The organism is Sphingomonas profundi, from assembly GCF_009739515.1.
Classification (GTDB): Bacteria; Pseudomonadota; Alphaproteobacteria; order Sphingomonadales; family Sphingomonadaceae; genus Alterirhizorhabdus; species Alterirhizorhabdus profundi.
On record NZ_CP046535.1, the window covers coordinates 1,313,392 to 1,333,016 of the forward strand.

Sequence of the window (19,625 nt, forward strand, 5' to 3'; positions counted from 1 at the left end):
ACTTGACGGCGGGCGGCGCATGCCCGCATCCACGGTCGGGGGATGTTCTGAACGGGGGTGTCGGCAGCCACATGCTGATCGCGCAGATTACCGACATGCATCTCGGCTTCGATCCGGACAACCCCGCCGAATTCAACCGCAAGCGGCTGGACAAGGTGCTGGCCACGCTCAACGAGCTGGACCGGGTGCCCGACCTGCTGTTCGCGACCGGCGACCTCGTCGAATATGGCGACGTCGATTCGTACCGGCGGCTCGATCGCGCGCTGGCGGCGTGCAACTTCCCCGTCCACATGGCGCTGGGCAATCACGACATACGGGTGAACTTCTCGCACGTGTTCCCCGATGTCGCGACGATCGCCGGCGGTTTCGTGCAATATGCCCTCGATGCCGGCCCGCTGCGCTTCGTCGTGATCGACACGCTGGAGGAAGGGCGCCACGGCGGCGGCTTCTGCGAGGCGCGCGCGACATGGCTGCGCGATACGCTGGCCGAGGCGCCGGACCGGCCGACGGTGCTGGTGCTGCACCACCCCCCGATCGAGACCGGCATCGCGTGGATGACGACCGAGCCGACCGAGCCGTGGGTCGAGCGGCTGGACTGGGCGCTGCGCGACCACCGGCAGGTGACGGGCATGATCTGCGGCCACATCCACCGATCGATCGTGACCGGCTGGAAGGGCCGGCCGCTCGCCGTCTGCCCTTCGACCGCGCCGCAGGTGGCGCTGACCCTGGCACCACTCGACCCCGAGACGCCGGACGGTCGCCCGATGATCATCGCCGACGCCCCCGGCTATGCGCTGCATTACTGGAATGGCGACGCGCTGATCACGCACTTCGATACGGCTGACGAGCATGTCGCGCTCGCCCGCTTCGACGATTCGATGCAGGGGCTGGTCAGCATGCTGGTGGGCGAACGGCCGTCGCGCTGAGCGGCGCGGCTTTCGCCCGGCGCCGGGATGCGCCATGACCGCGCTATGATCGGGATCGCTCCGGACGGGCCGGAATGGCCGCTCGTCCTGGTTCACGTGCCGCCGCCTCTGCGACCGGCCTTCACCACCCTGTTCCGGCTCGACCGGCGGCTCGGCGCGATCGTGGGCGAGCCGAACCGGCCGATCGCGGCGATCAAGCTGGCATGGTGGCGCGAGACGCTCGACCGGCTCGACACCGCGCCGCCGCCGCCGGAGCCGTTGTTGCAGGCGATAGCGACGGAGCTGCTCCACCGCGCCGCCCCGAGAGAGCCCGCTGCCGAGCAGAAGCCGAGGAAGCGGCGGAGTGGCGGAGCTTCACGATCGGCCTTGAACGGGGGGATCGGCGGTGGGGATCTGGCCGCGATCGCCGCCGGCTGGGATGCGCTGATCGACGACGATGCCGGCCACCCGGACGCGCCGGACGAGGCGGCGATCACGCGGCACGCGGCGACACGCGGCGGCGGCCTGTTCGGCGTGGCCGCGCGCCTGCTGGGATGTGCCGACGCACCGGCGATTCGCGCGCAGGGCGCCATCTGGGCCTTTGCGACGGTGCCGGATTCGTGGACGGCGCCGGCGCGAACGGTCGCGCGCCGGGAGATCGCGGCGCTCGATCCCCTGCGCTGGCCGCGAAAGATGCGGGCGCTGGGCGTGCTCACGGCGCTGGCGCGGGACGGGCTGATGCGCGAGAACGTCCACGCGGGGTCGCCGCGCCGTGTCGCGCGCGCGCTGTGGTTGGGCCTGAGCGGCCGGTGAACGAGGGGGCGGGTGATGAGGCAGTTCGTGCTCGGGGCCGGATCGGCCCTGCTGCTGGCGGCGGGCGGGATCGTCTGGTGGAGCGGCGGCACGCGGCCGGCCAGCCTCATACCTCCGCAGCCGGCGGCAGCGGCGGCCGCACCGGACCCGACGACCGAGGCGTCGATGCCGCCACCCGCCGCGAGCGAGAAGACGCGCGAGGAGAAAAGATTCGCCCGCTATGACAAGGACAAGGACGGCGCGGTCGCCCGCGAGGAGTATCTCGCCGCCCGGCGCAAGGCCTTTGCCAAGCTCGACACCAATGGCGACGGCCGCCTGGCCTTCGAGGAATATGCGGTGAAGACGGTCGACAAGTTCGGCAAGGCCGATGCGGATCGGTCCGGCCGGCTGAGCCCCGCCGAGTTCGCCACTACCCGCGTTACTCGCAAGACGAAGCCGCGACCGGACTGCCCGCCACCAGCCTCACGCGACGAGGACTGACGCTTCTCGCCGACGCGCGATCTGCGCCGGCCCGCTCTTCCCGAGGATGAAGATCCGCCGAGACGCCAAGGTGCCGGCATTACCCTGCGTCGGCCGGCTTGCGTAGAGCATCACGCCCGCAAGGTCGGCCACAATGGCGCGACCCACCCTGGTATAGGCGACGCGATCTCTGCGGATCACAGAGCGGGCGTGCGGGAAGCGCGGCTCCGCGCCCGATCGGCGGCTCTCGGTACGATCGGGATAGTCTGTCCTTCTCGTCGATCCGTCCTGCCTTGTCGGACCGCACGCCGCCCGGCTCGAGCGGTATTTTACCGGGAATGGCCGGGTCGATCGTGGCCGGTTCAGTGCACCGCCATCGTGCGTGCCGGCACCCAATCGGCGAAGGAGGGCGTGTCGACGACCTTGTACGGCACGCCGCGGCTGTTGAGGAACATCCGCTCCATTTCCGGCCGGGTGAACGGACGGGAGCCGAGCCGGCCGAAGATGGCGATCTGCCCGCCCGTCTCGTCAACCGCGCGATCGCGATCGAGGCCCTTGGAAAGGGCCAGCGCAGGCGACGGCGTCTTCGCCCAGGCGATCAGCTCCGGCATGGGCGCGGGCGAGAAGCCGTAGAAGTTCGGCTGGCTCGCCGGGCTGGTCAGCTGGATCACCTTGAGCCCATTGCGGCCATCGGCGACATAGGCGAACAGCGAGGCGTTGGTGGTGCCGACGATCACGTCCTCGGCATCGTTCAGCTTACCGTCGAAGCCGACCTTGCGGTAGATCGTCGGCCGCTCCGGATTCTTCACGTCGACGATCACCAGCCCGTCCGTCTTGGCCGCGACATAGGCGTAGGTGCGGGCGAGATAGACGCGGCGCGCATCCGCCAGCGGCACGGTGGCCTCCGGGATCAGGCGCGGCGCGGACAGCTTCGTCACGTCCAGCAGTTGCAGCCCGTCCGCCGTCGTCACCCACAGATAGCGGAACTGCACCGCCGACGCGCGGGCATCGCGCAACGGCACCACGGAGGCGAGCACCGGCTTCAGCGGGTCGCTGAGATCCACCGTCGCCAGGCCCTGATCGGTGGTGATGTAGGCGAAATGACCGGCCAGGGTGATGTGGCGCGCGCCCTTCAGCACGTCGCCGGGGTTCCACACCGCGTCGCGCTTCAGGAAGTTGTTGCGCGGATCGCCGTCAGCCATCGTGTCCACGTTCACCACGATCAGCCCCTCCACCGCATCGGTGACGAAGGCATAGTGGTAGATGGCGTCGAACGGCTGCTCCTGGTTCATCTCGCGCATCGCCGGCGTGTTCCGCAGCGGCGCGATCGCCTGCATCGTCGGCAGCGCCATGCAGGTGGCGTTGACGCTGTTCACGTGCGTGTCCTGCCCCAGTTCGGAGACGGGGGCGGTGATGATCCGCTCGGAGAAGCCCTTGTTGGCGATCGACGCCACGTCATAGACGCGGAACCCGCCCTTGCCCTCGGCCACGAACATATATTCGCCGCGCAGCTGCAGGCAGCGGGCCGCGCCGGGCGTGGCCTGGTGGGTGTTGGCGAACTCCTCGATCGCGTTGGTCTCGCCGGAGAAGCGCTTGTCGAACGTCTTGCCGCGACGCCACTCGATCAGCTCGCGGCCGTGATCCTGATGCGCCTTCCAATAATCGGGATAGGCATATTTGTGGAGGTAGGAGCCGATCACCGCCTGCGGCTCCTCCCACTCGGTCACGCGGGTCGCCTGGAAGCCGTGCTCCAGGCCCGTCCACGCGTTGAAGCCGACGAAGTTGACGAAGTTGGTGCCGAGCAGCAGCAGCTGCGACATGATCGCATTATTGTCGTTCGCGGCCGAGAGGTGGCAGTCCGAGCAGGTCTTCGTCTCCGTCTTGCGCACGGTGTGCGGGAAGTGCGGCGCGAATGCCTGGCTGGAGAAGCCCGGCGCGGAGATCGGCGGCTGCTGGATGTAGATACGCTCGCGGTTGATGTTGGTCGAGCTCAGCACCAGCGCCGAGGTGGAGCGGATCGGGGCGATCTGGTTGCCCTTGGTGGTCTGGTGGCGGCCCAGCTGGAACATCTCGTCGCGCGCCACCTGCGGATTGTAGGTGGCGAAGTTGCGCGTCTCGATGCCGTCATATTTATGGCTGCTCGTCTTCCAGTTCGCCTCGATCGGCAGGTGGCAGCCGCCGCACGACGTGGTCCAGGACAGATGGCAGGTGAAGCATGCCATGTCCGGGTCCTTGTGCGCGCGGTCCTCGCTCGCGACACCCGGCCCCCAGGCATAGCGGCCGGTCTCGGCGGCGGACTTCGCCATCGTCTTGGCGCGGGCGGCCAGCGGGTTGAAGTGGGCGCTGCCGCGATCCACCGATTCCTTGACGAGGCTCACCTTCCATTCGAGCTTAGGATCGACGAGCGAGCGCTGGATCAGCACGCGTTCGCCGTTCGCATCGGTGCTCCACTCGAACCGGCGCTGGCCGTCCGGATTGCGCAGCAGTTCCAGATTGGTGCCCTCCGGCCGCGCGGCCGGGCCGGACGTGCGCAGGGTGGGGAAGGCGTCGGCGGTGCCGTGGCAGTCCTTGCAGCCGATCTCCACCGCATTGGCGACTTCGCCATAGATCAGGCCGTTGCCGTGGCTGTCCTGCGCGAAGTGGCAGTCGGCGCACTGCATGCCCTTCTCGGCGTGGATGTCCATCAGGTGCACGGCCTTGCCGGCCTGCTCGCCGACATCGGGAAACAGCTTCTTGGCCTTGGTGTCGAGCTCCGGATCGGTGGGGTCGACCACGGCGCCATGCTCGTCGATGAACTGCCCCTGCGCGTTGCGGCGATAGAGGCGGAACTTCTCCGGATCCTTGGCATCGACGATCTTGCCGGACGCATCCAGCAGATTGCCGGCGCGATCGCGCTTGAAGATCGCGCGGAAGTTCCAGCCATGGCCGTGATAGTCGGCGAACTGGGTGTCGGTCGCCTTCGGGTTCACGTCGTCATAGACGCGGCGGACGAAGTCGACGTCGCTCCACAGGCCGCGCGCGGAGGCGGCCTCCGGATTGCGCTCCAGCACCGCGTGCACCTCGGCGGCGGTCGGGTACATCTGCTTCTTGTAGGCGTCGGCCGGCTTGCCCGCCGGCGGCTTCAGCCGGTTCTCCGGATTGGGCCACATCAGCGGCGCGTCGGACTCATAGTCCCACATCGTGTAGCCGAGGTAGCTGTTCAGGAAGATGTTCGGCTGGTGCATGTGGCAGTTCATGCACTGCGCCGTGGGGATGGCGCGGGTGAAGGCGTGGCTGATCGGGTGGCCCTTCTCGCGCTCCCCCTTCAGGCCCACCGGGTGCGGCACGCTGGCGGAGCCGCCGCCGGCATGGTTGCCGGCCTCGGGCGTCGCCGGGCCATGTTCCGGCTCGGCATGAGTGGCGGGTTCCTCGTGTCCGGCGGCCGTGTCGTGCCCGCCCGCCTTGCCGTGGCCCTTGCCGTGCCCGCCGCCGTGCCCGCCATGCTCGTCCTCGCGCTCGACGAGGTTGGCGATCGTCGGGTCCACCGTCGCGGTCTGCCCGTCGCGGCCATATTTGGCGTAGACCAGGCTGTGGGTCGGCTCGCGATCGTTGGCGTAGATCACGTGGCAGCCGGCGCAGCCCGAATTGCGATAGTCGCCCGGCTGATCGTTGGTGCCCATGAACCACATGAACGGATCGTTGAGCCGCGTCTTGTGGATGTTGAGCACGGGGATCGCGACGCGCAGGCCCGTGGCGGGGCCACGATTGGACTGGCGGAGATCCGGCCTACCGGGCTCCTCCAGCCGCTGGATCAGGCCCAGGCTGTTCGGCAGGCCGATTTCCGGGAACTGCGTGTTGATGTTGCGGCCGCCGCGCTCGAACACGCGGAAGATGTCGCCCGGCGGGATAACGTGCCAGGTCGGCAGCGGATACATCTTGGCCAGCGCGCCGCGCGCCGTCTGCGCCGGCGTGAGGTTCGGCGTCAGGCCGCAGGGCTCGTCCTTGCCGTTCTTCATCTTGGCGGCCGGCGAGAAGCTGTCCGCCGCGGAGATGATGCAGCCCGGCTCGCCATGCTTGGTATAGGATTCGCCGAACGCGTAATTCTTGAACGGCGCGATGCCGTTATTGTAGCTGGCGCCGCCCCACAGCATCGCGCCCGTCGTCATCAGCGATCGCTCCGCCGCCTCGATCACCTCCATGTGGCAGGCGCCGCAGCTCTCCCGCGCGACGCGATAGTCGGACGGGTTAACGAAGCGGATATACTCCGACGATTCCTTGTTCAGCAGGGTGTAGCTACGCTTGGGATTGGCCGAGACCGGCCAGCGCCACGTTTCCGGATAGCGCGGCAGCACGTGCGCCCTGTTGCGTGCGGCGACGTAGGCGGGCGCATCGTGCGGCAGCTTCGCGTCTCCCGCCACCTTCGCGTCGCCGCCGTGGCAATCGACGCAGCCGAGCACGACCGCCGGCGAATCGTGCATCGTCTTGCGGTCGCTGGCGGTGTGGCAGCTGACGCAGCCGGCGCTCTTGGCGTCCGCCTCGTCCCAGCCCTGGTTCTGCGGGGCGGGCGGGGTGAAGGCATATTTGATGTCGCGCGGCTTCTCGCCCTCGGATGCGAGCAACTGGGCCGAGCCGAGCAGGCCGATCGCCGCCGCCGCGACGAGCATCGCCCTGACGGGACGGGAGAGGCGCAGCTTCAGGAGAGATGGCCCGATACGCATCAGAAGGACAGGATCCCATTGAACAGGACGGAGTAGTAGCGCTTGGTGCCGCGGCCGGTATCGAACAGATCGCGGAAACCGCGCCCCGGCTCCATCACCGCGCCGGAGAGGCGGAACACGACGTTCTGGATCGCCGACGGCCGGTAGATGGTGGCGATCGAATAGTCCCAGCCGAAATCCTTGGGGATCGAGCCTTCGGTGCGCAGCACCTGCAGCACCTGGGTATGGGCGAACCACAGATGATTGAGGTTGCCGGAGATGCGGAACTCCGGCGTCAGGTCCGCGTCCACGCCCGCGCCCAGCAGCACCGTGCCCGGATTGTTGAAGTTCGACTGGCCCTGTTCCTTGGAGGAACGCAGCGAGTTGAGGATGCCGTTGCGCCCGGTCAGCGAGATCACGCGGCCGCCGCCGGCGAACGGGATGGACTGGCGGATCGTGTAGCTGGTGTCAGCGCCGGCGAAGACGGGGTTCTCGAAGATCGCGTCGAAGCCCGTCTCGACATTGTCGAACGGCTTCTTGTCGCCGCTGGCATAGAGGCCGGAGACGCGGAAGCGCAGGAAGTTGACGTCGTAGCTCGCCTCCGCCGCGCCGAAGAAGGCGCGGATCTTGGCGTCCCGGCCGGTGAAGAAGTTCTTCCGGTCCGTTCCGAGCGCGCCGTAGATCGAGGCGGTGAGATTCATCCGGCCGATGCGGCCATCCGCATTGTAGCCCAGATAGGCGACGTCGTAATGCCGCCCGTCCAGCCGGCCGAGCAGCGCGGGGCGCACCGGAAAGCCGTTGTCGTCGACCTTGACCTCGTCCTCGCGGTTCACGTTCACCACCGCCGTCAGCTGGCTGGTGATGCCGGGGATCGGCAGATCCTGGCGGTACACGTTGGCGACGAACAGATAATCCTGGCGCAACTTCTGCGTCGGATCGTTCAGGCCCGAATTGGTATCCTTCTCCATCCGCCAGAAGGCGGCGAGATTATACTGGAAGCGATTATTGTCGCGATTGCCGAAGAAGCGGATGCCGAGCTGGTTGTCGTTGAACAGGAACCCGCGGAAATCCGCCTGGAACGGCTGGATGCCCACACGCACCGAATCGAAGTCGAAGCGATCGGAGGTGTTGCGGATGTGATAGTCGACGAACGCTTCCTGCAGGCCGAGGAAGTCGTCGAAGCGATGGCTCTTGCGCGTCGGCCGCACGTTCAGCACGCGCCGCTCGTTCACGTCCACGTAGCTCATGTTGTAGGCCAGGATCAGGCGATACTCGATGATGGGCGGCATATAGGCCGTCGATCCCTTGATCAGCGAGCCGCCGACGATGAAGGTCTGCGCCGCGACGACGCTGCTGCCCTTGCCGAACACGTCCACGTCGCCGCTGTTGGCGTTCAGCTGGCGGTTCACCGGCGTGGGGAAGGAGCGCGGCTCGACGATCGTGTCGGAGATGCCGGTCAGCGCCAGGAACCAGTCGTCACCCTTGATCGGCAGCCATTTCGGCTTGGTGGCGAGATCGATCGGGCGATCGCCCTTCAGGAAGTTCTGGTGATAGGGGTCGAACGGCGAGTGGCACACCGCCTCCACGTTCGGGAACACCGAGTTCCGGAGCGGGCACAGCGTCTTGATGAGGCGCCAGCGGTCCGGCACCGGGATCTGGTCGGTCGGGAAGGCTTCCGGCGGGGGCGCGCGGAGGGCGCCCTCATTGTCCTGCGTCACGCGGTCGGGCAGCGCCTTCACCTCGCCGGGGCGGCGGCGGCCGTCGATCAGCGCCTGATCCGCACCGATCTCGCCCGCGCCGATCTCGGCGGCGGACGGCGGCGGGGCGCCGGGGCCGGCGGCGGTGACGGCGGGGGAGGGCGCGGCCATCGTCGCGCCGGCGGCAGGCGCCGATGACGCGGGCGCGGTCGGCGCAGGCGCGGCGGCCATCGGCGCGGTCGTCATCGGCGAAGCGGCGGGCGCCTCCGCCGGCTGATCCGCCGGCGCTCCGCTCTCCAGCCGCGTCGGCGCGGCCGAGGGCGTGGCGGGCGGCGCGGCCGCCTGGGTCAGCAGCAGCTCGGGTTCCGGCGCGGGGGCGGGCAGCACCGTCTCGGCCGGGGGCACCGGCTGCGACGCGGAGCCGGCCATGATCGCGGCCAGCTGGAGCATCTGGGAGGAGAGGATGGCCACCGGCTATTTCCCCTCGCACACATTCTGTTCGGGGGTGTCGAGGAACGGCGCGATCGGGCACTGCACGTAGGGCAGGAAGCCGTTGTTCGCCTGGCGGAACGGGATCGCGCTGATCCGCATGTCGCGCGCCGCGTGGCCGACAGTGCCCACGCGCACGCCGCCGTTGAACACGCCCAGGAACGAGACCATGTCGTCCTGATCGATGCCGTCGCCGGAGACGCCGATCGCGCCGACCAGGGTGGTGCCACGATAGATCGGCTCGCCGCCTGGGAAGATCTGGAGGCCGTTTTGCAGGCGGTTGATGCCGCTCGCGTCGATCGCCGGCAAGGTGGTGCAGCGCGACGGCACCGCCGGCCCGGTGCCGAGCGCCTCGCCCACCACCTGCACCAGATTGCCGGCGATCAGCGCCGATTGCAGGCCGGTGGAGAAGGGGCTGAAGCTGGCGATCGGGCGGGAGAGCGGGCCGTTGGCCGTGCCCACCTGGCCATCGGGGAAGTAGGGGCGGGCGAGCAGGCCGATCGGCCGCTCGGCATAGGCCACGCCGCCGGTGAGGGCGGACTGGTTGCCGACGAAGTCGCGCAGCTTCTGCACGAAGCCGGCGACATCCGCATTGCCGCTGCCGAGCAGATCGGACGCGGCCTTCGGATTGGAGAGGAATGCCGCGCTGCGCGCCTTCTGCAGCGACACGTCCGTGCCGAATACCGGCGCATCCGGTGCCCGCTGGATCGCCAGCACCTGCCCGCGCGTGTCGACGATCGAGATCGTCGCCTGCATGCGGCTGTCGAGCGGCTGGCGGATCGCGCCGCGCGCCCGGCTCATGATCTTGAACGCCTCCTCGGCGATCGCCTTCACCTCGGCCGCGGTGAGCGGCTGGGCGACCTCCGCATTGTCCGTGCCGGCGCGAATCGGGAAGCGGTTGTTGCCCGCCGCGTCGACGAGCAGCAGCGCATCCGGATTGTCGATCGCGGTGCCGGCGCTACGCTCCGCCGCGGTGACGAGGCGGTAGCCGGAGGCGGGGGTGGCGTAGGGGGTGCCGGCGATCGGCCCCGGGCCGGGGTAGAAGCCGCCGATCGGCGTGTAGACGCCGGCGCCGCTCAGCGCCGGCGTGGCGCCGTTGCCGCGCAGCTGCGATGCCTTGGCGTCGATGAAGCTCAGCAAGGTGCCGTCGATCGAGACGCGGTCGGCCTGGATCGCCACCGGCGCCTCGAAACCGCGCGATCCGGCGAGGGCGATATATTCCTCGGGATCGTTGTCGTCGTCGTTGGCGGCGTTGTTATCCACGCCGTAGACGCCGTCGCCCATCACGCCGATGCCGCCGACGACGACGCCGTTCTTGTAGAGCGGCACCGATCCGGGATCGCCGGCCAGCCCCAGCGGCGCGCGCTTCGGCCCGATCGTGCCGTCCGTCAGGCGGCGGTTGAGATCGGAGCAGGGGAGCGAGCTGAACTGCACGCCGAACAGCGGCCCGCTCTCCAGCCCGATCGTGTTCGGCGCGAGCGGGAAATGCTCCTGCACGATATCGCTGGCGGTGCGCGTGGTGAAGGCGTTGCCGGAGCTTGAGAGATAGGCGGCGGTGATCGCCTTGGAGATCGCGCCGGCGGCCGCCGGCAGCCCGGTGAGGCCCTGCGCGTCGAAGCTCGGCCCGCCGCCCGGCGGCGGCGGGATGCGGAACGTCGCCGGCGCGCCGGTCATCTGGTAGACGGCCAGCACGTTGCCGACGCGATCGACGACCGAGATGACCGAGGGCAGGTTGCGCGCCTGCGCCTCGCCCACCGCCTGCGACAGGATCGTCGCTACCTCCGCCGCCGTCAGCGCCTCCGGCGCGGGCACGGCGTAGAGGCTGGTGGGAGTTTGCGTGGGCGTCGTCGGCGTTGTGGGCGTTCCCGGCGCAGGCGTGCCGGCGGGATTGCCGCCGCCGCCGCCGCACGCCGCCAGCACGAACGCCGCCGTCGTCAGCAGGGTGATCGTCGCCTTGCCCAGCATCAGCGCAGCGCCCTGATCGCACCCGCCGCGCGGCCCAGCGATGCGCGGAAGTCGCCCGGCCGGTAGGCGTTCGGATCGCGCACCGCGGCGTAGGCGCGGTTGATGTCGCCGCGGATCGCGCGGGCCGAGCCGCTGCCGACCTGGCCGGCATTCACCAGCGCGTTCAGCAGCGTGTCCGTCGCCATCACCGCCTGCACGCTGCCCTCATAATCGGTGTAGCGCGCCGCGATCGCGTTGCTTGCCACCGCATCGATGATCGCGAAGGTCTGCGCCCGATCGAAGCTGGCGCGCGAGAAGGTGGCGGCCAGTGCGGCGGCGGTCGCCTTCAGCTTGCCCGCCGCCTGCACCGCCGAGGCGCGATCGCGGGCGAGCGCGGCGTGGAAGGCGCGGCTGTCGCTGTCCAGCCGGCCGGCGAGATCCGGCGCGGTGGTGCGCGCGGCGGCGGCCAGCATGATCATGTTCTCGTCGTTGAAGGCCGGCATGCCGGACGGGATCGGCCGCGCCGGGTTGGCGACCGCGGTGGCGCGGAAATCCGCCTCGTCGGAGATGCGCCGGTGGCAGGTGTGGCAATCGAAGAAGTAGAATTCGGGGAAGATCCCTTCCTGCCCGAGCTTCGCCGTCGAGTAGAGCGACAGCGCCCGATCGAGCGCGGTGGCCTGGCCGACGGCCCACATCTTCACGTTGCTGGTCCTGCCCTTGCGGCGGGCATAATCGGCATCCTCGTCATGATGCTGCTGCAGCGTCGAGAACAGGTCCAGCTCGAACGACACGCGCGGGTGGCCGGCGGCCATGATGCGGTGATCGACGAACTGGCCCGGCCGATCGCTGCCGAAGTGGCAGTCGAGGCAGTTGTTGGCGCGCACGGCGGCGTTCGGCAGGTCCGTCATCCCCCTGGCGACGTTGCCGGCGTGGGTGGCGCCCACCGCATAGTGGCTGGAGAGCCAGTTGGAGGCGCCGCCGTGGCACGCCTCGCACCCGACGCCGTCATTCAGCTGGAAGCGGCCGCCGCGCGAGGAGGCCGGATCGGCGTGGCAGCCCAGGCACATCGGCGCGGAACTCGCCGGGCCGATGCCCAGGCGCTGGGCGATCGCCTGGCTGCGCGGATTGGAGAGGATCGCGTAGGCGCGGCTGTGCGCGCCGGTGGGGCTGGAAGGCTCCTGCCAGCGCATCAGCTCGTCCTGGCGGACGACCTTGCCGTCGCCTTCCTGACGGCCGTGGCAGGTGGAGCCGGCGCAGGAGGCCACGCCGACATGCACGCCGCTGGCCGACGTGCCGGACGTGGCGGCGACGGCGGGCGCGCCCGCCGTCATCCCGCCCAAGCCGAACAGGCAGAAGATCGCGAAGGCCAGAAGCGCGCACCCCAGCACGCTAGCAACCAACGGAACCCTGCCCGCCAATGTTCCCCCTGACATGGCGCTCCCTCGCCCGGCTGCGAAAGCCGGATCGCTCTAATACCCCACTGGTGCGACCCATGATTTGTCGCTTTTATGTTCGCTCTCGTGCCGTGAGGCAACCCGCATTTGCCCCGCCTACGCGCTTATTGTTGCGGATGCGCTCCGATGGCAAGGTTTGTCGCGGGGCGGGGCGACGGCAGCCGCAGGGAAGGATGCTATCGATTGTCAGTACCAGATGCCGACGCGCGGGCGCGCGCCGCCACCGCGCGGGGCGACTTCGCCGCCGCCTACGACATCACCGTATCGGCCATCGCCGAGGGTGACGAATCGGAGGGGGTGCGCCACCAGCAGGTGCTGGCGCTGGCGCGGATGGGCGATATCGAGCTCGCCTCCGCCCTGTTCGCCGTCTACGGCCTCGATCGTTCGGAAGAGCCGGACGAGCTGGCGGTGGGCGCGCGGCTGCTGAAGGATCGCGCTTTCCAGACGCGCGGGCGGGCGCGCGGCGCGGCGATGGCGGCTGCGGCCGAGGCCTATCGCCGCGTGTTCGATCTCAGCGGCGCGCTACGTCCCGGCGTCAATGCGGCCAGCCTCTCGCTGCTCGCCGGCGATGCCGATCGGGCGCGGGACATGGCCCGGCGGCTGCTGATGCACCCCGACATCCCCGACGCGGGAGACCGGCGCGGCGTGACCAGGCAGGCGGAACTGCTGCTGGTGCTGGGCCGCGTGGAGCAGGTGGAGGCGGTGCTGGCGGCGACGGGCGGGCGGCCGGTGGCGGCGGCGGCCGATCGCGCCTCCACGAGCCGCCAGCTGGGCGCGATCGCGCAGGCTATCGGGCTTGATCCGGTGCGCGCCGCGAGCCTGCTCGCGCATGTGCGGCCGCCGGCGACGATCCACTTCACCGGCCCGGCCTTCGTGCCCGATCCGGCCGTGGAGGCGAATATCTTGGCGCGGATCGCCGGGGTGCTGGCGCGGCGCGACGTGGGCTTCGGCTACGGCACGCTGGCGGCGGGCGCCGAGCTGCTGATCGCGGAGGCGCTGCTGGCGCGCGGCGGCGAGCTGCACGTGGTGCGCCCGTTCGACGAGGCGGACTTCATCGATCATGCGGTGCGGCCGGCGGGCGCCGCGTGGGTCGATCGCTACCACGCGGCGCTGGCGCGGGCGACCAGCCACACGCCGGCCAGCGAGATGAACTATGTCGGCGATCCGGCGCAGTTCGACTATGCCGATCGCGTGGCGATGGGGCTGGCGCGGGTGAAGGCGCGACAGCTGGACGCGGAGGCGTTCCAGCTGAACCTGGAGGGCGAGGGGGTGGACATGCCCGCCGTCGCCACCTGGCGGACGTGCGGTGGCGCGAGCGTAACGGTGCCGGCGCCGGGGATCGATCGCGGCTTCCCGCGGCCGCCGCTACCCCGCGGCAGCGGCGAGGAGCGGACGATGGCGGCGATCATCTTCACCGACTTCCCCGGTTTCTCGAAGCTCGGCGAGGCGGCGCTGCCGGCCTTCTGGAACGGCGTGATGCGGCGCGTGGCCGACGTGCTGGACCGGCATGGCGACGCCGTGGAGTGCCGCAACGCGTGGGGCGACGCGCTCTACGCCGTCACCCGCAGCGCCGCCGTCTCGGCCGAGATCGCGCTATCGCTGCAGACCGCGCTGGCGGCGTTCGACTATGCCTCGCTGGGGCTGAAGGCCGGATTGGGCATGCGCATCGGCGCGCATTACGGCACCGCCTATCGCGCGATCGACCATATCACCGGCCGCATCAGCTTCTACGGCAGCGAGGTCTCCCGCGCGGCGCGCATCGAGCCGGTGACGCCGCCGGGCGCGGTGTTCGTCACCGAGCCCTTCGCCGCGATGCTGATGCTGGAGGCGCCGGACCGCTTCGTCACCCGCTACGTCGGCCGCATCGAGCTGGCGAAGGGCGCCGGCAGCGCGCCGATGTACCGGCTGAGCCGGGCCTGAAGATCCTCCCCGGTACGGGGAGGGGGAACCATCCGCAGGATGGTGGAGGGGGACTGCGGCAGGACAGGGGCCGGCGTCTGCCGCGTTCCCCTCTCCACTACGCTGCGCGCGGTCCCCCCTTCCGCGTGAGGGGACGATCTACTCCGGCTGCGGGGGCGGCGACACGCCGGGGCGGCGGCGGATGACGAGGTTGCGGATTTCGGTCATGTCCTCCATCGCGAAGCGCACGCCCTCGCGGCCGAGGCCGCTGTCCTTCACGCCGCCATAGGGCATGTTGTCCACCCGATAGCTCGGCACGTCGTTGATCACCACGCCGCCGACGTCCAGATGGTCCCACGCGTCCAGCACCTTGAAGATGTCGCGCGTGAAGATGCCGGCCTGGAGGCCGAACTTGGAATCGTTGACGATCGCCAGCGCCTCGTTGAAGTCGCGGAACTTCATCAGAAAGGCGACCGGGCCGAACGCTTCCTCGATGTTGAGGTTCGTATCGCGCGCCACATTCTCCAGCAGGGTCGCCTCCAGCATCGCGCCCTCGCGCGCGCCGCCGCACAGCAGGGTGGCGCCGCCGGCCGTCGCCTCCCGCACCCAATTGTCGAGGCGGGTGGCCTCTTTCACGTCGATCATCGGGCCGACGAAGGTGGCCTCGTCATGCGGGTTGCCGGCGATCAGCGTTCTGGTCTTCGCCACCAGCCTGTCGCGGAACGTATCGTAGATCTTCTCGTGCACGATGATCCGCTGCACGCCGATGCAGCTCTGGCCGCTCTGGTAGAAGGCGCCGAACACCGTGCGATCGACCGCGTCGTCGATGTCGGCATCCTCGTCGATGATGACGGCGGCATTGCCGCCAAGCTCCAGCACCACCTTCTTCTTGCCGGCACGCGCCTTCAGATCCCAGCCCACGTCCGGCGATCCGGTAAAGCTGAGCAGTTTCAGGCGATCGTCGGTGGTGAACAGGTCGGCCCCGTCGCGGCTGGCCGGCAGGATCGAGAAGGCGCCCTTCGGCAGGTCCGTCTCGGCCAGCACCTCGCCCATGATGATCGCGCCCAGCGGGGTGCGGCTGGCCGGCTTCATCACGAACGGGCAGCCCACGGCGAGCGCCGGCGCCACCTTGTGCGCGGCCAGGTTCAGCGGGAAGTTGAACGGCGAGATGAACGAGCAGGGGCCGATCGGCACCCGCTTCCAGATGCCCTGATACCCCCTGGCACGCGCCGAGATATCGAGCGGCTGCACCTCGCCGGTCATCCGCACGCTCTCCTCGGCGGCGATGCGGAAGGTGTCGATCAGCCGGCCCACCTCGCCGCGCGAGTCGCGGATCGGCTTGCCGGCCTCGATGCATAGCGCATAAGCCAGTTCCTCCGCCCGTTCCGTGAAGCGATTGACGCAGTGCTGCAGCACGGCCTGCCGCTCATAGGCGGCCATCCGCGCCATCGGCTCGGCCGCCTCGGCCGCCGCTGCGATGCCGGCGTCGATCGTGGCCGCATCGGCCAGCGCCACCCGCGTCGCCACCTCGCCGGTGAACTTGTCCGTCACGGCGAGGTCGGTGTTCGGCTGCTGCGCCTCGTTGGCGAGGTAGAGGGGGTAGGTGGATTGCAGTTTCACGTTGGCTTCCTTCTCACCCCTCCCGGGCGGGGAGGGGAAGGGGTGGGTGAGCGTCGTCGGAGGCGCGATGCCTCTGGCGACGCTGCCGCGGCGTTGCCGCAAGCCCGCGTGCCGCCCGCACCCGCCCCCGTCCCCTCCCCCGATAGGGAGGGTGAGGTTCAGAGCGCCGCGCTGAGCGTCTTGATATCCTTGTTCAGGATCTGATCGTTGTCCGAATAGTCGACCGGGCAGTCGATCAGATGCACGCCCGGCGTATCCAGGCAGTGCTTCAGCAGCGCCGGCAGCGCCTCGGCGCTCTCCACCCGGTGGCCGGTCGCGCCATAGGCTTCGGCATATTTGACGAAGTCGGGATTGCCGTAGGTGAGGCCCCAATCCTTGAAGCCCATATTGGCCTGCTTCCAGCGGATCATGCCGTAGCTGTTGTCGTTGAGGATCAGCACCGTGATGTTGAGGCCGAGGCGGACGGCCGTCTCCATTTCCTGGCTGTTCATCATGAAGCCGCCGTCGCCGCAGATCGCCATTACCTTGCGATCCGGATAGACCATCGCCGACGCCATGGCGGAGGGCAGGCCCGCGCCCATGGTGGCCAGCGCATTGTCCAGCAGCACCGTGTTCGCCTTGCGCGCCGTGTAGTTGCGCGCGAACCAGATCTTGTAGACGCCGTTGTCCAGGCAGATGATCCCGTCCGCCGGCATCGCCTCGCGGATCTTGCGGACGAGGTAGGGCGGGTAGATCGGGTGCCGCGCATCGTCCGAGATACTGTCGGTATGCGCCACCTCGGCGGCGCGGGCCGCCAGCATGCGATCGAAGTTCCAGGCGGGGGAGGGAACGATATCCTCCTTCAGCTGCCAGATGGCATTGGCGATATCGCCGACCACCTCGATCTGCGGGAAGTAGACCGGGTCCACCTCTGCCGAGCGGACGGAGACGTGGATCACCTCCGTGCCGCCCTGCTTCATGAAGAAGGGCGGCTTCTCGATCACGTCGTGGCCGATGTTGACGATCAGGTCCGCGCTCTCGATCGCCTTGTGGACGAAATCGCCGGCGGAGAGCGCGGCGCAGCCGAGGAACTTCGGATGCGTCTCGTCGATCACGCCCTTGCCCAGCTGGGTGGTGACGAAGGGGATGCCGGTCTTCTCGATGAACTGCAGCAGCATGCGGCTCGTCATCGTGCGGTTGGCGCCGGCGCCGATCACCAGCACGGGCGACTTCGCCGCCTCCAGCTTCTTGGCGGCGGTGCGGATCGACTTGTCGTCGGCGTGCGGCCGGCGGACGTGGCTGCGCGGCAGCGGCACGCTGTCGGTATGCTCGTCGGCGATATCCTCGGGAAATTCGATGTGGGTGGCGCCGGGCTTCTCCTCTTCGGCCAGGCGGAACGCCTCGCGCACGCGGGAGGGGATGTTGTCGGAACTGGCGAGCTGGTGGGTGAACTTGGTGATCGGCCGCATCATGTCGACCACGTCGAGGATCTGGAAGCGGCCCTGCTTGCTCTTCTTGATCGGCTTCTGCCCCGTGACCATCAGGATCGGCATGCCGCCCAGATAGGCGTAGGCGGCGGCGGTGACGAAGTTGGTCGCGCCCGGACCCAGCGTCGCCAGGCACACGCCGGTCTTGCCGGTGTGGCGGCCGTAGGTGGCGGCCATGAAGCCGGCGCCCTGCTCGTGCCGGGTCAGGATCAGCTTGATCTTCTCCGATCGCGAGAGGCTGTCCAGAAAGTCGAGATTCTCCTCGCCGGGCACGCCGAAGACATATTCGCAGCCCTCCGCCTCAAGGCACTGGATGAACAGATCGGAAGCCTTCGTCGCCATGCCATATCCCCCGCACGCGCCCCGGCTTGTCGCCGGCGACGCGGATGTTGCCCGATGCTCGCGACCATTATTTTGTCGGCGGATTGCTACGGTATTTCGGTCGCGCGGCATAGGAGGATTTGCGCGGCGCGACGCTTCCCGCCGCCCATGCGCCGGACGCCTGGCACATGGCGGCTACGGCGCGACCTTCCACTCCCAGCCGAGCGGATCGCCGTCCATGATCTCCACCCCCTGCGCGGCAAGGTCGTCGCGGATCGCGTCGGAGGCGGCGAAGTCGCGCGCGGCCCGCGCCGCGCGGCGATCGTCCAGCCGCGCCATCACGTCGGCCTCGGTGAGGGCGGCGTCGGCGGGGCGGATGCGCAGGTCGGCCGGGGCGAGCGCCCTGCTGCCGACCAGCCCGAGGCCGAGCACGAGATCCATGCTGGCGAGCGCGCGCAGCTTGTGCGCGGCGTCTAGCCGCTTGTCGGCGAGGAGCTCGTCCATCACGGTGAGGGCGACCGGCGTGTTGAGATCGTCGGCCAGCGCGGCGTCGAACGCCGCCAGCCGTGCGGCCGCCGGCGCGGGCAGCCCGGCTTCCAGCCTCTCGCGCTGAAAGGCGAGCGATGCCCCGCGCGTGTAGCCGGCATCGTCGAGCAGGCCGTCCACCCCGGCGTCGCCGCGCAGGCCCTGCTTATCGATGGCGAGCAGCAGCCGGCGCAGCCGCGTGCGCGCGGCGAGCAGGGTTTCGGCCGAGAATTCCAGCTCGCTGCGATAGTGGGAGGAGAGGCACAGCAGCCGATAGGCCAGCGGGTGCACGCCGCGATCGACCAGCGAGCGCAAGGTCGCGAACCCGCCCTGCGACTTCGACATCTTGCCGCCGCGCCCCTCCTTGTCTCGCATGATCAGGAAGTTGTTGTGCATCCAGATGTTGGCGCCGGTGCCGTTGCCGATGCCGCCGCCGGTGAACGCCTGGTTCTGCGCGATCTCGTTGCAGTGGTGGATCTCGCGATGATCGATCCCGCCGGTGTGGATGTCGAACTGGGCGCCGAGATATTTGAGGCTCATCACCGAGCATTCGAGGTGCCAGCCCGGCGCGCCGACACCCCACGGCGAGGCCCATTCCATCTGCCGCGTGCTGCCGGCGGGCGACGAGCGCCAGATCGCGAAATCGGCCGGGTTGCGCTTGCCCTCGACGCTGTCGATGCGGCCGATCGCCTCGTCCGGCCGGGTGCCGGCGAGGCGGCCGTAATCGGGCACGGTGGCGGTGTCGAAGTAGAGGCCGGAGGGCAGCCGGTAGGTCGCGCCCGCCGCCTCGATGTCGCGGGCGAAGGCGATCATGTCCTGGATATGGTCGGTCGCCACGCTCCACAGGGTCGGCGGGTGGACGTTCAGCCGATCGAGATCGCCCTTGAACGCATCGGTGTAGAAGGCCGCGATCTCCCAGATCGTCCGCGCTGCGGCCTTTGCCGCCAGCTCCATCTTGTCGTCGCCCTCGTCGGCGTCGGATGTCAGGTGGCCGACGTCGGTGATGTTGATGACGTGGTTGGTCGCATAGCCCTTCCAGTTCAGCACCCGCCGCAGCGTATCGGTGAACACGTAGGCGCGCAGATTGCCGAGATGGGCGAAATTATAGACGGTCGGCCCGCAGCTGTAGAGCCGCACCATCGCCGGATCGATCGGGGCGAACGTCTCGGCCGCGCGCGTCAGGCTGTTGAACAGCGTCAGCGGCTGTCCGGCGGGGGCGGCGTGGGGCATGCGGATCACCTGAAGCGGGCGTCATGCCCGGAGCGCGGCGACTAGCCGAAGCGGGCGGGCGCCGACAAGAGCGCCCGCGCGGGCCATCGCAGGGGTGGCGCGGGGCGGCGGGCCGGCCGCCGCCCCG

Annotated in this window: 11 protein-coding genes; 4 read left to right on the forward strand and 7 right to left on the reverse strand. The window is 69.4% G+C overall.

Features of this window, described 5'->3' with window-relative positions; genetic code table 11:
• The first annotated feature begins 71 nt into the window (after positions 1-71).
• The 3 genes from GNT64_RS06190 to GNT64_RS06200 are packed head-to-tail and all read left to right on the forward strand — an operon-like array spanning position 72 to position 2,198.
• Entirely contained in the window at positions 72-926 is an 855-nt protein-coding gene (locus tag GNT64_RS06190; RefSeq protein WP_156678711.1) for a phosphodiesterase, read from the forward strand.
• Between the two features lie 45 nt (positions 927-971).
• Entirely contained in the window at positions 972-1,718 is a 747-nt protein-coding gene (locus GNT64_RS06195) for an isoprenoid biosynthesis enzyme family protein (protein WP_156678712.1), read from the forward strand.
• A 15-nt stretch (positions 1,719-1,733) separates the two neighbouring features.
• On the forward strand, positions 1,734-2,198 hold the full coding sequence (locus GNT64_RS06200; RefSeq protein WP_156678713.1) for an EF-hand domain-containing protein: 465 nt from the start codon (positions 1,734-1,736) through the stop codon (positions 2,196-2,198).
• Positions 2,199-2,539: 341 nt separating this feature from the next.
• On the opposite strand, the gene GNT64_RS06205 is transcribed toward GNT64_RS06200, so the two are convergent.
• The 4 genes from GNT64_RS06205 to GNT64_RS06220 all read right to left on the reverse strand — a co-directional run bounded on the left by GNT64_RS06205 (position 2,540) and on the right by GNT64_RS06220 (position 12,416).
• Positions 2,540-6,874, reverse strand: coding sequence for a multiheme c-type cytochrome (locus tag GNT64_RS06205; protein ID WP_422396623.1), 4,335 nt, complete (start codon positions 6,872-6,874; stop codon positions 2,540-2,542).
• On the reverse strand, positions 6,874-8,781 hold the full coding sequence (locus GNT64_RS06210; protein ID WP_422396632.1) for a hypothetical protein: 1,908 nt from the start codon (positions 8,779-8,781) through the stop codon (positions 6,874-6,876). Before GNT64_RS06210 ends, GNT64_RS06205 begins: the two co-directional genes overlap by 1 nt.
• 243 nt (positions 8,782-9,024) lie before the next feature.
• Entirely contained in the window at positions 9,025-11,004 is a 1,980-nt protein-coding gene (locus tag GNT64_RS06215; RefSeq protein ID WP_156678714.1) for a heme-binding protein, read from the reverse strand.
• Positions 11,004-12,416, reverse strand: a complete 1,413-nt coding sequence (locus GNT64_RS06220; RefSeq protein ID WP_156678715.1) for a multiheme c-type cytochrome — start codon at positions 12,414-12,416, stop codon at positions 11,004-11,006. Before GNT64_RS06220 ends, GNT64_RS06215 begins: the two co-directional genes overlap by 1 nt.
• Positions 12,417-12,620: 204 nt before the next feature.
• Between GNT64_RS06220 and GNT64_RS06225 the strand changes: the two genes are divergently transcribed.
• Positions 12,621-14,357 (forward strand): adenylate/guanylate cyclase domain-containing protein, encoded by a 1,737-nt coding sequence (locus GNT64_RS06225; RefSeq protein ID WP_156678716.1) that lies wholly within the window; start codon positions 12,621-12,623, stop codon positions 14,355-14,357.
• A 138-nt stretch (positions 14,358-14,495) separates the two neighbouring features.
• On the opposite strand, the gene GNT64_RS06230 is transcribed toward GNT64_RS06225, so the two are convergent.
• The 3 genes from GNT64_RS06230 to cysS form a co-directional block, all read right to left on the reverse strand.
• Entirely contained in the window at positions 14,496-15,956 is a 1,461-nt protein-coding gene (locus GNT64_RS06230; protein ID WP_156678717.1) for an aldehyde dehydrogenase family protein, read from the reverse strand.
• 158 nt (positions 15,957-16,114) lie between these two features.
• Positions 16,115-17,764, reverse strand: a complete 1,650-nt coding sequence (locus tag GNT64_RS06235) for an acetolactate synthase large subunit (RefSeq protein ID WP_156678718.1) — start codon at positions 17,762-17,764, stop codon at positions 16,115-16,117.
• Positions 17,765-17,938: 174 nt separating this feature from the next.
• Complete coding sequence (gene cysS, locus GNT64_RS06240) at positions 17,939-19,498, reverse strand: cysteine--tRNA ligase (RefSeq protein ID WP_156678719.1); 1,560 nt, start codon at positions 19,496-19,498, stop codon at positions 17,939-17,941.
• Between the last annotated feature and the right edge of the window lie 127 nt (positions 19,499-19,625).